The sequence below is a fragment of the Rhodococcus sp. LMD genome, assembly GCF_056108245.1.
This window is the reverse complement of sequence record NZ_CM148557.1, coordinates 1,589,764-1,605,688: the sequence shown is the minus strand read 5'-3', so window position 1 is coordinate 1,605,688 and position 15,925 is coordinate 1,589,764. Positions and strand designations below refer to the sequence as shown.

The window sequence follows — 15,925 nt, the reverse complement described above, 5'->3', positions numbered from 1 at the left end:
GGAAGGAACGTCATTCGCACGGCGGTGCGGTGACGGACGGCGGTGCGGTGACGGACGGCGACGTCGAGTCGGGGTGGGGGCCGGGATCCGGGTCGGACGCCCGCATCGACCAGCCCGCGGGCCGGACCTGCGGAGTGTCGCGCCCCGGGCACGGGACCGCGGTCGGCGCCCCGGTGTCCGGGCCGGGGCCGGCCGAGGGGGCGGGCACGAACCGGGCGGCGTCGGCCGGACGCGGCGGTTCGGACGGGCCGGCCCCACCGATGGCGACGGCCAGCCCGCCGCCGAGCAGGACGGCCAGCGCGACGACGACCGCCGCCAGCAGCGCGACCCGCCGTGACGACGGCGACGAGGGCGCCGGTAGCGGTTCGGTGCGTGCGGCCACGAGCGCGGCTCCGGTGGCCCGGTGCCACGGCCCGCCGTGCGGCGTCACGAACGGCACGCCGAGCGCCGCCGCGAGCGCACGGGCGGCGGCGACGTCGCCGGGGCGCAGGTCCGGGAACACCAGCGCCTCCGGTGCGACACCGGCGAGCGCCCCGGCCTCGCCGGCGGCCTCCGGTAGTGCGAGCGCGATCTGACCGAAGTCGTCCTCCGCCACGGCAACCGACGCGAGCACCGCACCCGAGCGGATGTCGGCGACCGACACGCGCACGGTCGCATCGTCGGGGCCGATCAGGACCACCGTCCGCACACCGTCGAGCTCCGGGGCCGCAGCGAGGAAGGCCAGCCGGGCTTCGTCGATCCCCACGGTCCGCACCTCGGTCGTCCCGGAGTCCGGGACGACCGTCGCGGGTGCCACCAGTCCGGCTCGGGTGAAGTGCACCTCCGCCCGCGCGGCACGCTCGGTCATCGCCGTGAACGCCCGGCTCACCGCCTCAGCTTCGGCACGGTCCCCCACGGGCCAGCGTTGCGTGTCGAACGGGCCGAGGACCGGAACGTCGGCGTCCACGAGCACCGCACAGACCTCACCGGCATCGATCGCGACGCCGAGCACCGCACGCATCACTGCCCTTTCGCCGACGGGACGAGGCTCGAGCCTAACGCACGGCGAGGTGGGGACACCGCGAGCGAGAAGGGACACGCCGCGGTCGAGCAACCGCGCGGGCGGTGCCGGACGAGCCCGGACTACGGCGGCTCGGGGTAACACCCCACCGTCAGCCCCACCGTCGCGGCGAGATTGCTGCCGAACGCGATGACGGAACCGTCCGCGGCAAACATCCGGATCTCGAGCCCCGTCCCGACCGGTATGGACCGGGAGCCGTGGAATCCGCTGCCCGCCAACGATTCCTCGAACACCCGTGCCGCCCGCTCCAGCTGCCCGGCCGGCACGGGCCGATCGGAGAGCAGCGCGGGGAGGAACACCGTGGTGCCCGCCGAGCCGTCGGGCAGTTCGCAGTAACCCGTCGTCCCCCGGGTCGACTGCCGGAACTGCATCTCCGGGAATGCGCGTGACAGGGCGGCGGTCGCGTCGTGCCGGACCCGGGTGTAGTACTCGACGGCACCGGCGCGGTCCGCGGCCACCGGCTCGGGCACGGCGACGGGGAACGGTCCACCCGCGCACCCGGCGACCACCAGCGCCAGCATCGGCACACCGAGCCGCACCCCCCTCATCGCACCACTCGATCCGTGAGCCCGCCGGCGACCGCGGCGACGTTGTACAGGCTCATCGTGCCGTCGTTCAGGTACTCGCTGTGCCCGGTCGAGCCGAGACGCGGCCGGCCGGACGCGTCCGGCCCGGCGTCGCTCGACAGCTGGGTCACCCCGTCGAGGAAACTCGGATCGCCGTCGAACGTGCCGAGGTCCCCGACCGGGTCGCGGTCGGCCTCGACGAGGTACGCCGCGCCCGGTGGCACCCCCAGTTCGGCGACGTCGTCGGTGCCGATGCCCGGGGCGCCGAGGAACACGGCGGCATCCACACCGACGCCCTGCTGCAGCGCCAGCCCGGTGGCGAGAGCGCCGTAGGAGTGACCGACTGCGGTCACGTGCGGATCCCGCTCGGCGCGCAGGCCGTCGAGGAATCCGGCGAGCCGCGGGGCAGCGCGGACCGCGGCGAGGTCGGAGACCGGGCTCGACTCGGTGCGGGCGAGGCCCCAACCCCATTGCGGCACCTGATAGTTCAGCCAGGTCACGGCGGCGACCGACTCGGCGCCGCGGCCCGCCGCCTGCAGTTGGCGCTCGGTCTCGTCCTTCAGCGCCGCCATCCGGCTGTCGTATCCGGCGAGATGGCCCTGCACGGTGGACCCGGCGCCCGGGGTGAAGACGGTGACGTGGTCGGCGGTGTCGACATCTCCGACCGCCACGGCGGCCATCGCTTCGCGGCCCGAGAGGTCGAGAGTCAGCAACTGCCGTGCCGGCCGGGACAGCGCCACCTCGACGGCGTCGAGCGCGGCGATCTTGTTGCGGGTCTGGGCGAGCCCGGCGTCGGCGTTGCTCGTCAGTCCGCCGAACGGAGCGGCGTCGAGCTGGGCCTGCAAGCGGGCGGCGACCGCCTCGAGCCGGTGCCGTTCGGCCGCCAGCTGCGCGCGGTTGGCCAGGTCCCGCACCGCGGCGGGCACCCCGTCGAGGTTGCCGATCCGCTCGGGCGCCGAGGCGGCGAGCCACGTGCGCTCGCCGTCGTCGAGTCCGGCCCACCATGCCGCCACCTCGGCCGCGGCCGTCCCGGCAGGCGGCACCACGGCGGTGGGTGCGGGCGCAGCGCGCACGGCACCGAAACCGAGCGGACGGGACGCCGGTTCGTGCACCGTCCCGGCGAGATCGGCCGCGGCCCACCGATCGAGCGCCTCGGCCCGGTCGAGGACCGCCCGGATGCGGGCCTCGGCCTCGTGCCGGTGCGAGTCCGCGTCCGGTCCCGGGCCGGCCGTGACGGTTCCGTCGTCCCGCACCGTCAAGGCCCGGTCCCGGGCCCAGCGGGTGGCGTCGTCGAGTTCCGCGCGCAGCGCCCGCAGCCGCGGTGCGCACGATGTCGCGCAGCGGCTCACCTCGCGATACGCGTCGGACCGCCGCGCGATCTGCTCGGCGACGTCACCGATCCGCTGCTCGGCGGCGGCGTGAGCGATGCCCGACCACTGTCCGCCGAACCGTCCGGTGATCTGTGTCCCGATCCGCTCGAGTTCCCCCGCGTGCCGGTCCAGCACCGTGCCGAGACCGTCCAGTGCATCCGGGTCCCACTGCTGCAACTGCCGAAGATCCATCGATCCACCCCCTGGCGCGGCAGCCTAACCGGCCGCGCGCCCGCCGCGGCGCGATGCGACCCTGCGGCGGGCGAACTGTGGAGAAACGGTCCGGGTGTGGACAACTCGCGACCGGCACGGGCGGCCGGACGCCGTCCGCCCCCGGTGCGTGGCACCGGGGGCGGACGACGAGGACTGCGGCGTCAGATGTCGGAGATCGCCTCGAGCGGCGGGGTGCGCGCGGCGCGCACACCCGGCCACAGGGCGGCGAGCACCCCGACGACGGCCGAGCCGACGAGCATGCCGAGCACCTGTCCCCACGGGACGGCGATTTGGTCGAGGCCCTGATCGGCCAGGGTCCGGACGAAGCCCCAGCCGAACGCCAGACCCAGCACCAGACCGACGACCGCCCCGAACACCGCGATGAGCATCGACTCGAGGTAGATGGTGCGGCGGACCTGGACCCGCTGCATGCCTACCGCGCGGAGCATGCCGATCTCCCGGCGGCGTTCCACGACGGACAGCGCGAGGGTGTTGACGATGCCCAGGATCGCGATGACCACCGCCAGCGCGAGGAGCCCGTAGAGCACGGCGAGCAGGGTGTCGATCTGGGCGGCCTGCTGGCCCTTGAACTGCTCCCGGTCGAGCACCTGCACCACGACGAACTGTTTGGTGGCGTCCTCGAGGGCCGTGCGGATCGTCTCCGGGTCGCTGCCGGCCGCCGTGTTGACGAACACCACGAAGTCCGCGCGGGAGGCGGGTGCGGTGAACTCCTGGTAGACCTCCTCGGAGACGACCCACGAGCCGAGCAACTGGTTGTCGGCGAAGATGCCGCTCACCGTCGTGGCGACGTCCTCGCCGTCGCGGCTGGTGAGGGTGACCACATCGCCGACCCGCCAGCCCTTCTCCGCGGCGGTGGTCTGCGACACCAGCAGGTCGGTGCCGGCGACGTCCTCCCGTCCCTCGACGACGTCGACCTCGAGCACGTCGCCGAGGGGCCCGGACAGCGCGACGCCGAACGTGTCCTCGTCGCCGATGCGCGCCGGGACGCCGTGCATCGCGACGGTCTCCTCCACGCCGTCGGCGCGGGCGGCCGCCGCGGCCGCCCCCACGGGCACCCCGATCATCTGCGGTCCGGTGAGCATGAAGTCGGACTTGACGCCGGTGTCGACGAGCGAGTTGACGCTCGCCTTGGCGGACGCGCCGAATACCCCGATCACGGACACCAGCATCAGGCCCAGGGTCAGGGCGAACGCGGTGGCGGCGGTGCGGCGGGGATTGCGCACCGCGTTGGTGCGCGCGAGCCGGCCCACCGCTCCGAACGGGCGGGCGACGACCGCGCCGAGCCCCGCCACGAACGGCCGCGACAGCGCAGGCGCCGCGAGCAGGACCGCGATGATCAGGGCGAACGCCCCGATGCCGACGGTGGAGGCCGCGCCCCCGCCGGTGCCCTGGGCGCCGACGACGACGACGGCGGCACCGACCACGGCGGCGACGGCCCCGACGACGGTGCGCATCCGCAGCGACTCGACGGTCGCGGTGGACTCCTCCCGCATGGCCGCGACCGGCGCAACCTTGCTCGCGCGACGGGCCGGGGCGTAGGCGCTGACGACGGTGACGACGATGCCGATGAGCAGGGCCACGAGCACGGTGCGCGGTGCGAGCTGCAGGGGACCCGAGGGCAGACCGACGTCGAATGCGTTGAGCGCGGCGCGCAGCCCGTAGGCCAGGGCCACGCCGCCGACGATGCCGAGGGCGCTGCCCACGACCCCGACGACCAGCGCCTCGAGGGTCACCGACCGGCCCACCTGGCTGCGGCTCGCCCCGATCGCCCGGAGCAGCGCGAGCTCCCGCAGGCGTTGCGCGACGATCATCGAGAAGGTGTTGTAGATGATGAAGGTGCCCACCAGCAGCGCGATCGCGCCGAACGCGAGCAGGAAGTAGTTCAGGAAGCTGAGGGCCTCCTCGATCTCGGTCTTGATCTCCTCGCTCACCTCGGCGCCGGTCTGGACCTTCTGATCGGGCACGGCGGCGGCGACCCGGTCCCGCAGCTCGTCGGCGGGCACTCCGTCCCCGACGACGTCGATGTACTGCACGTGGGTGCCGTCGGTGAACAGGGCACGGGCCTGGTTCTCGGTGAACATCGCCCCGACGTAACCGCCGGTGTCGGTCTCGACGTCGTAGATACCGCTGACCGTGACCGGAACGATCCCGGCCGACGCGGCGAGGATCTTCGTCGGGTCACCGACGGACAGACCGGCGCGTTCGGCGGCGCTCGAGTTGAGCGCGATCTGGCCGTCCGCGGCGGGCGGCCGGCCGGCGACGAACTCGGTGGGATCACCGAGCTGCTGGTCGGGCGGCAGGTAGGCGGTCCCCTCGCTGGGGGCACCGCCGGTCTGGATGGCCGCCCCCTCGGAATCGAGGACGATGACCGGCCCCTCGAACGCCGGCACCACGGTTCGCACACCGGGGACCGCGGAGACGACCGCGACGTCGGAGTCGGGGACGCCGCTCGAGCCCTGCTGTTCGCTGCTGACGCGGACGTCGACGCCCTTGGCGGCGTCGGCGAAGAGGTCGTCGAACGTGCGCTGCAGCGTGTCGGTGAAGACGAAGGAGCCGGTGACGAAGGCCGTGCCGAGCACCACGGACAGAACGGTCAGCAGCAGCCGCACCTTGTGGGCGGCGAGGTTGCGCAGGGCAACCCTGCGGATGGGATTCGCGCTCATGGTCGGCTCGCCCCTACTTCGCCGTGGGCACGACGACGGCGTCGAACTGCTTCATCCGGTCGAGGACCGACTCGGCGGTCGGGTCGCGCATCTCGTCGACGATGCGCCCGTCCGCGAGGAACACCACGCGGTCCGCGTAGCTGGCCGCCCGGGGGTCGTGGGTGACGATCACGACGGTCTGCCCGAACTCGTCGACCGCGGCCCGCAGGATCGACATCACCTCACCCGAGGAGCGGGAGTCTAGGTTACCGGTGGGCTCGTCACCGAAGATGATGTCGGGCCGGCCGGCGAGCGCGCGAGCGCACGCCACCCGCTGCTGCTGACCGCCGGACAGCTCCCCCGGCCGGTGATCGAGCCGGTCGCCGAGCCCGAGACGGGTCACGACGGTGTCCAGCCATTCCCGGTCGACCTTGCGACCGGCGATGTCGACGGGCAGCGTGATGTTCTCGAGGGCGGTGAGCGTGGGCACCAGGTTGAACGCCTGGAAGACGAAGCCGATGCGGTCGCGGCGCAACTGGGTCATCTGCTTGTCGGACAGGTCGGTCAGATCGGTGTCCCCGAGGACCACCGCACCGGACGTGGCGGTGTCGAGGCCGGCGAGGCAGTGCATCAGCGTCGACTTCCCCGAACCCGAGGGGCCCATGATGGCGGTGAACTCCCCCGCCGCGAACTCCGCGTTCACCCCGTCGAGGGCGTGGACAGCGGTCTCACCGGTTCCGTAGATCTTGATCAGGTCGATAGCGCGCGCGGCGGTGGCGGTGTGGGCTGGCATGTCCACCATCTTCCTGACTTTTCCGACGAGGCACCATCGGGGACGTCCCGGATTCCTCGGGGCCGGATCTCAGGGTGACGCGCGGCGGGGTGCTGTGGCGGCGCCGCCGGGCGCTACCGTCGAGATCATGCGGATAGGAGCACACGTCCGGCAGGACGACGATCCGATCGGCTGCGGCGAACGATACGGCGCAGACCTGGTGCAACTGTTCCTCGGCGAGCCCCAGGGGTGGACGAAGCCGGGCACGCATCCCCGGCAGGAGCAGATCCGTGCGTCGGATGTCGCGGTGGTGGTGCACGCCCCCTACGTGATCAACGTCGCCAGCACGAACAACCGGTTGCGGATGCCGTCGCGCAAGGCCGTGGCCGAGCACGCGGAGGCGGCCGCCCGGATCGGCGCCTTCGGCCTGGTGGTGCACGGCGGCCACGTCCGGTCCGGGGAGGAGATCGCGGCGGGGGTGGAGAACTGGCGCAAGTTGTTCGAGCGGCAGGAGGACAAGGGCGGGTTCGCGGTACCCGTCCTGATCGAGAACACCGCGGGCGGCGACTTCGCGATGGCGCGGCACGTGGATGCCATCGCCCGGTTGTGGGACGCCGTCGGCGACTACGACGTCGGCTTCTGCCTCGACACCTGCCACGCCTGGGCGGGCGGCGAGGACCTCGTCGACGTCGTGGAACGGGTCCGGGCCGCGACCGGCCGGATCGACCTGGTCCACCTGAACAATTCCCGCGACGGCTTCGGCTCCGGCCGGGACCGCCACGCCGGCATCACCTCCGGCACGATCGATCCCGACCTGTTGGTGGCCGTGTGCCGGGCGGCGGACGCCCCGGTCGTCCTCGAAACCCCGGCGGAGGGAATTGCCGAGGACATCGCCTACCTGCGCGAACTCCTGGAGTGAGGCCCGCTTCCCGGAAACCGCTCCGTCACAGCCGTAACATCTTCCCCATGAAGCACGCCCGGATCGCCGTCGTCGCCCTCGCCCTGGTCCTCGCGGGCTGCTCGGACGCCGACAGCCCTGCGCCGTCCGCGTCGGCGAGCACCGCCACCTCGTCCGTCCCGTCCGGGTCCTCGTCGGGGTCGACGGACTCGTCGCGTGAGGAGCCCGCCCCCACCGACGCGGCGGACAAGACGTCACCCGCCTCGGCGGACGCGAAGCTGACCGTCACCGAGATCCGCACCGGCCGGCACGAGAACTTCGACCGGGTCGTGTACGAGATGGGCGGGACCGGCACCCCGGGATGGCGCGTCGGCTACGTCGACCGGGCGGTGCAGGACGGCAGCGGCAACGACGTGACCGTCGCCGGCGGCGCGATCCTGCAGGTGCTCATCGACGGGTCCGCGTACCCGTTCGACAGCGGTGTCGAGCCCTACTCCGGCCCGAACCCGGTGCTCGCGCAGCCGGGCGGCTCGGTCGTCGAGGTCAACGGCTCCGGGGTGTTCGAGGGCGTGACCCAGTCGTTCATCGGCGTCGCCGAGCCGAACACCCCGTTCGACGTGTACACGCTGACGAACCCGACCCGGCTGGTCGTAGACGTCGCGCGCTGATCCCGCGGTTCAGACCCGGCCGGGCGGGAAGCCGCCCGTCGCCACGGGACCCCAGTCGTCGACGGTGATGCGGATCAGGGACTTGCCCTGCGTGCGCATGGCCTCCCGGTACTCGTCCCAGTCGGGGTGCTCCCCGGCGACGGCGCGGAAGTACTCGACCAGCGGCTCGACCGAATCCGGCAGGTCGATCACCTCGGCGGTGCCGTCGATCTGGACGTACGGGCCGTTCCAGTCGTCGGAGTGGATCATGATCGACACGGCCGGGCGGCGGCGGATGTTCACGACCTTGGCGCGTTCCGGGTAGGTCGCGATCACGATGCGGCCGGCGTCGTCGAGCCCGCACGTGACCGGGGACATCTGCAGCCGGCCGTCGGACCGGGTGGTGACCAGCGTGCCGCGGTGACGCGGGCGGACGAACTCGAGCAACCGGTCACGGTCCACGCGGTCTGCGGTTGCGATCTTCGGTGCCATGCTCCCGACCCTACGTCCGCGGCCGCGACGACGACGAGCCTTCCTGTCGGAGTGGCCGGGCAGAATTCCCCCGGCGGGACGCGACCGCGCCGACGGATCCGGTGGTGACGACACGGTCGCGTGGCCCCGCGCGACCTACCCTTGACCTCGAGTCCACTCGAGGTTCTACGGTCGGGCGACCGACTTCAGGAGGCTCCCCACATGAGCATGGAAGTGACCGCGTGGAACGCGATGTACAACGCGATGCACGCGCAGAGCGACCGGCGCCCGTTCTCGCGCGCCAGCCTGCGCCGGATCGCCGAGTTCGCCCGCCCCCACCGCCGCAACATCGGCATGTACCTGCTGCTGAGCGTCGTGATCGCCGCGCTCGGAGTGGCCACCCCCGTGTTGGCCGGCCGAGTGATCGATGCGATCGTCGACCGCGCCGACCTCTCGGTGATCACGTGGCTGGCGGTGCTGATCGCCGCGATCGCGCTCGTCGAGGCCGGCCTGGGGATCCTGAACCGCTGGCTGTCCGCGAGTATCGGCGAGGACCTGATCCTCGACCTGCGCACCACCGTGTTCGACCATGTGCAGCGCATGCCCGTCGCGTTCTTCACCCGCACCCGCACCGGCGCCCTCGTCAGCCGGCTCAACAGCGACGTGATCGGTGCCCAGCGGGCCTTCAGCGACACCCTCTCCGGGGTGGTCGGCAACCTCGTCACCCTCGCGATCACGCTGGTGGTGATGATCGGCATCTCGTGGCAGATCACGCTGCTCGCGCTGCTGCTGCTGCCGATCTTCGTGGTGCCCGCCCGGCACATGGGCGTACGACTCGCCCGACTGAATCGTGAAGCAGCCAACCACAATTCGATGATGAGCACCCAGATGACGGAGCGGTTCTCCGCGCCCGGCGCGACGCTGGTGAAGCTGTTCGGACGCCCGTCGCAGGAATCGTCGGAGTTCGCCGTCCGGGCCCGCCGGGTGCGCGACATCGGGGTGAAGACGGCGATGCTGCAGTCGGTGTTCGTCACCGCTCTGACGCTCGTGTCCGCCCTCGCGCTGGCCCTGGTCTACGGCCTCGGCGGCTTCTACGCGCTGCGCGGACAACTCGAGCCGGGCGCCGTCGTGGCGATGGCGATGCTGCTCACGCGGCTGTACTCGCCGCTGACCGCGCTCGCGAGCGCCCGCGTCGACGTGATGAGCGCGATGGTGAGCTTCGAGCGGGTCTTCGAGGTGCTCGACCTGCGGCCGCTGATCGAGGAGGCGCCCGACGCCCGCCCCGTCCCCGACGGTCCGGTCGCCGTCGAGTTCCGGCACGTGGACTTCGCGTACCCCTCCGCCGACAAGGTCTCGCTGGCCTCGCTGGAGGAGGTGGCCACCCTCGACACCCGCGGCGGCGCACCGGTCCTGCACGACGTGAGCTTCCGGGCCGCGCCCGGGCAGATGGTGGCCCTGGTGGGTTCCTCCGGCGCCGGCAAGTCCACCATCGCGCAGCTGGTGCCGCGGCTCTACGACACCGACGCCGGATCCGTGCTGCTCGGCGACGTCGACGTGCGCCGGCTGACGACCGCCTCGATCCGCGGCGCCGTCGGCATGGTGACCCAGGACGGGCACCTGTTCCACGACACCGTGCGGGCGAACCTGCTCCTGGCTCGCCCGGAGGCGACCGAGGACGAGTTGTGGGACGTACTGCGCCGGGCCCGGCTCACCGAGCTGATCCGCTCCCTTCCCGACGGCCTGGACACCGTCGTCGGCGAACGCGGGTACCGGCTCTCCGGGGGTGAACGCCAGCGGCTGACCATCGCGCGCCTGCTGCTCGCCCATCCGCGGGTGGTGATCCTCGACGAGGCCACCGCGCACCTGGACTCGACCTCGGAGGCCGCCGTGCAGGAGGCGCTCACGGAGGCGCTGGCCGGCCGGACGGCGGTGGTGATCGCGCACCGGTTGTCGACGGTCCGCGCGTCGGACCTCATCCTCGTGGTCGAGGACGGCCGCATCGTCGAGCGCGGCACCCACGCCGAACTGCTTGCCGCCGACGGCCGCTACGGCGAGCTGTACCGCACCCAGTTCGCCGATTCAGGACCGAAGATGTCCGCAATGGCCCCGACACTGGGCACATGACGACGAACGAGACCGACCTGCTGCTCCTCCTGCTCGACACTCAGCGCACCGCGTTCCGCAATGCGCTGTCCGGCCTGACCGAGGACCAGGCCCGCAGTGCACCCAGCGCCTCGACGATGAGCCTGGCCTCACTGCTGAACCATGTGATCGACGGCGAGGTCGCGGCCGCCGACCGCATCTCCGGAACCGAGTCCCGCGACCCCGACCCCGTCGCGGCCTGGACGGCCGGGTGGGAGGTGCGCGACGACGAGACCGTCGCGGGTCAGCTCGCCCGGCTCGACACCGTCGCAGCTCGCTTCGCCGACGTGCTGCGGGCGGAGCCGGACCTCGGCCGGGTGGTGGACCTGCCGGAGAGCATCGCCCGCTGGCTGGACCAGGGCGTGCCGCTGAGTGTCCGCTTCCTGGTCCTGCACCAGATCGAGGAATGGGCCCGGCACGCCGGCCACGCCGACATCATCCGCGAATCCGTCGACGGGGCCACCGCCGACGTCCTGGTGGGCCGGGTCCGGTAGCCGGCACCGGCGAACCCGGACGGCGCCCCGCAGCCGCGATAGGCTGCCCGTAGGCACCACTGCCCGGGCGCCCCGGCGCCGTCGCCGCGAGATCCTGGAGGCCTGTCGCGTGACCGGACAACAGACCAGCACGGGCGCTGCGGGCGCCGCTCAGCACCCGATGTTCGAGAAGGTGGCGCGGGCCGGACAGGCCGCGAGCGGGGTGGTGCACCTGCTGATCGCGTACGTCGTGATCCAGGTTGCATTCGGCGATCCGGCCAGCGCCGATCAGTCCGGCGCGCTCCGCCAGCTCGCCGCCCAGCCCGGCGGCAGGATCGTCCTGTGGGTCCTGGCCGTGACGCTCACCGCCCTGGCGGTGTGGCGCCTGGTCGAAGCCGCGGTGGGCAAACGCTCGGACCTCGAGAAGCCCTCGGCCCTGGACCGGGTCAAGACCCTCGGGGTCGCTGTGGCCTACCTGGCGCTGGCGCTGACCGCGTTCCAGTTCGCGCGGGGCAGCGGCAAGTCGAGCAGTGAGCAGAACGCCGGATTGAGCGCCCGGTTGATGCAGTCCGGCGGCGGCAAGGTCCTGCTCGTCGCGGCCGGTCTGGTGATCATCGGCATCGGCGCCTACCACGTCTACAAGGGCGCGGCGAAGAAGTTCCTCGACGACCTGCACCGCGGGCGGCTGCCCCGGTACGCCGAGCCGCTCGGTGTCGTCGGGTACGTCGCGAAGGGCCTGGCGATCGCCGGTGCCGGCGTCCTGGTCCTCGTCGCGACGTTCACCGCCGACCCGTCCAAGGCGACGGGACTGGACGGTGCCCTCAAGACGCTGGGCACCGCCCCGTTCGGTCAGATCCTGCTCGTCGCGGCCGGTCTCGGCATCGCCGCGTACGGCGTGTACTGCTTCGTCCTGGCGCGGTACGGGAAGATGTGAGTCTCGCGGGCGCGCTCAGGCGCGCCCGCGATCACCACCGGTGCCCTCAGTCGCGCCCGCGATAGCCGCCGGTGCCGTGTCCACCGGACTGCCCGCGCTCGCCCGAGCGTTCCCGGAAGCCACGGTGCGGCTTGTCGCCGCGCCCGCCGAAGTCCTTGCCGCGGCCGCCGCGATCGCCCCAGTCCTTCTTGCCGCCGTACTCCCTGCGCTCACCCTGGCGGCGCTCCCCGCGGTCGTCGCGCGGACGGTAGGACGACGGGCGGCCCGACGGCGTCCCGCTGTCGGGCTGCAGCTGGATCAGCACACCCGAGATGCGCGTACCCCGCAACGCCTCGAGCGTCTCCGGCGACAGATCCTTGGGCAGCTCGACGAGGCTGTGATCCGGGCGGATGCTGATGTGCCCGAAGTCGCTGCGACGCAGGCCGCCCTCGTTGGCGATGGCGCCGACGATCGCGCCGGGCACCACCCGGTGCCGCTTGCCCACGGCGATGCGGTAGGTGACCAGTTCCTGCCCGTCCCGCCCGACACGGGACGCACCGTCGTCGTCGAACCGGCGCGGCGGCCGCTCCCGCGGCTCGCGTTCGCGCCGCGGCGGTGCCACGGGCTCGGGTTCGGCCTCCATGAGGAACGACTCCCCGTCGCGGGAGAGCACCGCGAGCGCCGCCGCGATGTCGGCGAGAGGCACGTCGTGCTCGCGCTCGTAGTCCTCGACGAATCGCCGGAACAACGCCAGATGGTCGGAGGTGAGCGCCTCGGTGATGGAGTCGTTGAACTTCTCGACGCGCTGGGCGTTGACATCCTCCACCGACGGCAGCTGGATCTCGGTGAGCGGCTGCCGGGTGGCCCGCTCGATCGCCTTGAGCAGGTGCCGCTCGCGGGGGGCGACGAACAGGAGCGCGTCACCGCTGCGGCCGGCCCGGCCGGTGCGGCCGATGCGGTGCACGTAGGACTCGGTGTCGTGCGGGATGTCGTAGTTCACGACGTGGCTGATGCGGTCGACGTCCAGGCCGCGGGCCGCGACGTCCGTCGCGACGAGGATGTCCAGCGCGCCGCTCTTGAGCTGCCCGATGGTGCGTTCGCGCTGGGCCTGGACGATGTCGCCGTTGATCGCGGCGGCCGAGAAGCCCCGGGCCCGCAGCCGCTCCGCGAGGTCCTCGGTGGCCTGCTTCGTCCGGACGAAGATGATCATCGCCTCGAACTGCTCGACCTCGAGAATCCGGGTCAGGGCGTCGAGCTTGCGCTGGTGCGACACGAGCACCCAGCGCTGGGAGATGTTCGCCGACGTCGTCGTCTTCGACTTGACCGTGATCTCGACCGGGTCGTGCAGATACTGCTTGGACAACCGGCGGATGGCGCCCGGCATGGTCGCCGAGAACAGCGCGACCTGCTTGCTCTCGGGGGTGTCGGCGAGGATCCGCTCGACGTCCTCCTGGAAGCCCATGGTGAGCATCTCGTCGGCCTCGTCGAGCACGAGGAACTCGAGCTCGGAGATGTCGAGGGTGCCCTTGGCGAGGTGATCGATCACACGTCCGGGCGTGCCCACGATGACCTGCGCGCCCCGGCGCAGCCCGGACAGCTGCACGCCGTAGCTCTGGCCGCCGTAGATGGGCAGCACGTGCAGACCCGGGATGTGCGCCGAATACTTGCCGAAAGCCTCGGCGACCTGCAGGGCGAGCTCGCGGGTGGGCGCCAGGATCAGCGCCTGGGGCCGTTTCACCGCGGTGTCGATCCGCGACAGGATCGGCACCGCGAACGCGGCGGTCTTGCCGGTACCGGTCTGCGCGAGACCGACGACGTCGCGCCCCTCCAGCAGCGGCGGGATGGTGGCCGCCTGGATCGGCGACGGGTTCTCGTAGCCCACATCCGAAAGCGCCTGCAGCACACGGGCGTCGATGTCGAGATCGGCGAACGTGGGGGTGGCGGTGTCGGCTTCGGGGTCTTGCACAGTATCACTCATTTGACCTGCAGTTTATCGGATGGACGGCCATGACCCCTCCACAGCGCCCGGACGGGGGTCCCCGACCACCCTATCCGCCCGCCGAACCCGGCGCCGTCGCCGCCAGATGGCGGGCCCACAGCCGCAGCGCCGGCCGCACCGGCGGGTACTCGAGTCCGTGCCGGCGGGCGAGGGCGGCGGCGGACGCCGTCGGGTAGGTGTCGGCGCTGAGAAAGCTCAGGGTCTCCTTCTCCGCACCGGTCACGCGGGACGGCAGCGCCCGCAGCACCGCCACGGGTATCCGCCGGCGTGGTGCGGGGACGCCGAGTTCGTCGGCGAGCAGGGCGACGAGTTCGGGCAGCGGAGGGGTGGCCTCGTCGAGGACCCAGTAGGCCTGCCCCACCGTCTCCGGATCGCGCGGCACCAGCGCCAGGAACCGGGCCAGATGGTCGACGGTGACGACGGGCAGCACGGTGCGCCGGGAGCCGGGCACGGCGCGCAGCTGCCCGCGGGCGAGTTGCACGACCAGCTCCGCGAGACCGAGGTACTGATCGGCCGCCCCGGTGCGGGAGTCGCCGATCACCGTCCCGGGATTGACGACCGTGAGGGGAACCCCGAGTTCGGCGGCGAGTGCACGCACCACAGCGTCGGCTTCGATCTTCGACGCCTCGTACGCGCCGAACCTGCGGTAGGTGCGCCGCCGGTGCCGCCGGGGCCACGGCGCCGGCACGGCCGGGTACGCCGCGACCCGGTAGCCGCTGACGTGCACGAGCCGGCGCGCGCCCGCCACCGCCGCGAATCGGGTGATCTTCGCCGCCAGAACGACGTTCACCTCCCGCGCCGCGTGCGCGGTCATCCCGAAGGCGAACGCGGCGGCCAGGTTGTAGACGTCACGCACGTCCGCCGGCGCGGGATCGAGGGCGAGCTCGGCGGCGTCCGGGTCGAACACGTGGACCGAGAGCCGGTCGAGCGGCACCCCGTCGGCGGCGAGCCGGTCGCGCAGGCGTGCCCCGGACTCCGCCGAACGCACCGCGGCGACGACGAGGACGTCCCCGTCGGGGCCGGTGAGCAGGTCCCGCAGCAGTCCGCGGCCGAGGAACCCCGTCGCCCCGAAGACCACCGCGGCGCTCATCGTCCGGCTCCGACGAGGTCGAGTGCGACCGCGCGGGCGTCCGCGAGGGGGGCCACGTCGTGCCTGGCACGGGCGACGGTGGTGGCGCCCTCGACGAGGCTGACGATCACCCCGGCGAGCCGGGTGGCATCGGGTACCCCGTCGCGGGCGAGCACGCGCTCGAGGATCACGCGCCACGATTCGTAGACGCGGGCGCAGCTCTGCTGCAGCACAGGGTTGTCGGCGGCGGCGTCGACGGCGACGGCGACCACGGCGCAGCCGGCCGCGAACCCGGACCCCTCGAGCCTGGCCGCGAGGTCGTCGAACACCGCGGCGACGATCTCGGCGGCGGTCCGCCCCTCGGCCAGCAACTCCTCGAGCAGGCCGGTGAACTCCGCGCCCACCCGGTCCAGGGCCGCCACGACGAGTTCGTCCTTGCCGCCGGGGAAGTGGAAGTACACCGAGCCGCGCGGCGCTCCGGAGGCGTCGGTGATGCGGCCCAGCCCGGTGCCGTGGTAGCCGCGGGACTGGATCAGATCCAGCGTGGTGTCGATCATGCGCGCCTTCGTGCGCGCTCCCTTGGTGGTCACCCCTAAATAATAGACCGGTCTACATATTTCTGTCGATGCCGACGGACCTGGCGCGGCAGCCCGCATGCGACGGAAGGCA

General features: G+C 72.5%; 14 protein-coding genes. 5 read left to right on the top strand and 9 right to left on the bottom strand.

Going from position 1 to position 15,925, the window contains the following annotated elements; all coding sequences use genetic code 11:
* Positions 1-10 precede the first annotated feature (10 nt).
* From ACWPQI_RS07555 to ACWPQI_RS07535, 5 genes are all read right to left on the bottom strand, one after another.
* Entirely contained in the window at positions 11-1,000 is a 990-nt protein-coding gene (locus tag ACWPQI_RS07555) for a hypothetical protein (protein ID WP_010592377.1), read from the bottom strand.
* A 122-nt stretch (positions 1,001-1,122) separates the two neighbouring features.
* Positions 1,123-1,608 (bottom strand): hypothetical protein, encoded by a 486-nt coding sequence (locus ACWPQI_RS07550; protein WP_026138004.1) that lies wholly within the window; start codon positions 1,606-1,608, stop codon positions 1,123-1,125.
* The gene (locus tag ACWPQI_RS07545) at positions 1,605-3,188 is read right to left on the bottom strand and encodes an alpha/beta hydrolase (protein ID WP_474738712.1); all 1,584 of its coding nucleotides are present in this window, start codon (positions 3,186-3,188) and stop codon (positions 1,605-1,607) included. The genes ACWPQI_RS07550 and ACWPQI_RS07545 overlap by 4 nt, the downstream gene beginning before the upstream one ends.
* 182 nt (positions 3,189-3,370) lie before the next feature.
* Positions 3,371-5,893, bottom strand: a complete 2,523-nt coding sequence (locus ACWPQI_RS07540) for an ABC transporter permease (RefSeq protein WP_474738711.1) — start codon at positions 5,891-5,893, stop codon at positions 3,371-3,373.
* A gap of 13 nt (positions 5,894-5,906) precedes the next feature.
* A complete protein-coding gene (locus tag ACWPQI_RS07535) occupies positions 5,907-6,665 on the bottom strand; it encodes an ABC transporter ATP-binding protein (RefSeq protein ID WP_026138003.1) in 759 nt (252 codons plus the stop codon).
* 127 nt (positions 6,666-6,792) lie between these two features.
* Between ACWPQI_RS07535 and ACWPQI_RS07530 the strand changes: the two genes are divergently transcribed.
* Together ACWPQI_RS07530 and ACWPQI_RS07525 are read left to right on the top strand one after the other, a co-directional pair.
* Positions 6,793-7,563 carry a deoxyribonuclease IV gene (locus ACWPQI_RS07530; protein WP_102031922.1) on the top strand — a complete coding sequence of 257 codons (771 nt, stop codon included), beginning with the start codon at positions 6,793-6,795 and terminating at the stop codon, positions 7,561-7,563.
* 47 nt (positions 7,564-7,610) lie between these two features.
* Positions 7,611-8,210, top strand: a complete 600-nt coding sequence (locus ACWPQI_RS07525) for an AMIN-like domain-containing (lipo)protein (protein ID WP_010592384.1) — start codon at positions 7,611-7,613, stop codon at positions 8,208-8,210.
* A 9-nt stretch (positions 8,211-8,219) separates the two neighbouring features.
* On the opposite strand, the gene ACWPQI_RS07520 is transcribed toward ACWPQI_RS07525, so the two are convergent.
* Entirely contained in the window at positions 8,220-8,681 is a 462-nt protein-coding gene (locus ACWPQI_RS07520) for a PPOX class F420-dependent oxidoreductase (RefSeq protein WP_102030832.1), read from the bottom strand.
* Positions 8,682-8,882: 201 nt separating this feature from the next.
* On the opposite strand from ACWPQI_RS07520, the gene ACWPQI_RS07515 reads away from it, so the two are divergent.
* From ACWPQI_RS07515 to ACWPQI_RS07505, 3 genes are all read left to right on the top strand, one after another.
* Entirely contained in the window at positions 8,883-10,784 is a 1,902-nt protein-coding gene (locus ACWPQI_RS07515) for an ABC transporter ATP-binding protein (RefSeq protein ID WP_474738710.1), read from the top strand.
* A complete protein-coding gene (locus tag ACWPQI_RS07510) occupies positions 10,781-11,296 on the top strand; it encodes a mycothiol transferase (protein ID WP_102030834.1) in 516 nt (171 codons plus the stop codon). Before ACWPQI_RS07515 ends, ACWPQI_RS07510 begins: the two co-directional genes overlap by 4 nt.
* A 109-nt stretch (positions 11,297-11,405) precedes the next feature.
* Positions 11,406-12,209, top strand: coding sequence for a DUF1206 domain-containing protein (locus ACWPQI_RS07505; protein WP_010592389.1), 804 nt, complete (start codon positions 11,406-11,408; stop codon positions 12,207-12,209).
* Positions 12,210-12,255: 46 nt separating this feature from the next.
* Here the strand turns inward: ACWPQI_RS07505 and ACWPQI_RS07500 are convergent, their stop codons facing one another.
* The 3 genes from ACWPQI_RS07500 to ACWPQI_RS07490 all read right to left on the bottom strand — a co-directional run bounded on the left by ACWPQI_RS07500 (position 12,256) and on the right by ACWPQI_RS07490 (position 15,846).
* Entirely contained in the window at positions 12,256-14,166 is a 1,911-nt protein-coding gene (locus ACWPQI_RS07500; protein WP_302068948.1) for a DEAD/DEAH box helicase, read from the bottom strand.
* A gap of 70 nt (positions 14,167-14,236) precedes the next feature.
* Complete coding sequence (locus ACWPQI_RS07495; RefSeq protein ID WP_017681742.1) at positions 14,237-15,277, bottom strand: SDR family oxidoreductase; 1,041 nt, start codon at positions 15,275-15,277, stop codon at positions 14,237-14,239.
* Positions 15,274-15,846: a TetR/AcrR family transcriptional regulator gene (locus tag ACWPQI_RS07490; RefSeq protein ID WP_017681741.1), complete on the bottom strand. Its 573-nt coding sequence runs from the start codon at positions 15,844-15,846 to the stop codon at positions 15,274-15,276. The genes ACWPQI_RS07495 and ACWPQI_RS07490 overlap by 4 nt, the downstream gene beginning before the upstream one ends.
* Positions 15,847-15,925: the final 79 nt, after the last annotated feature.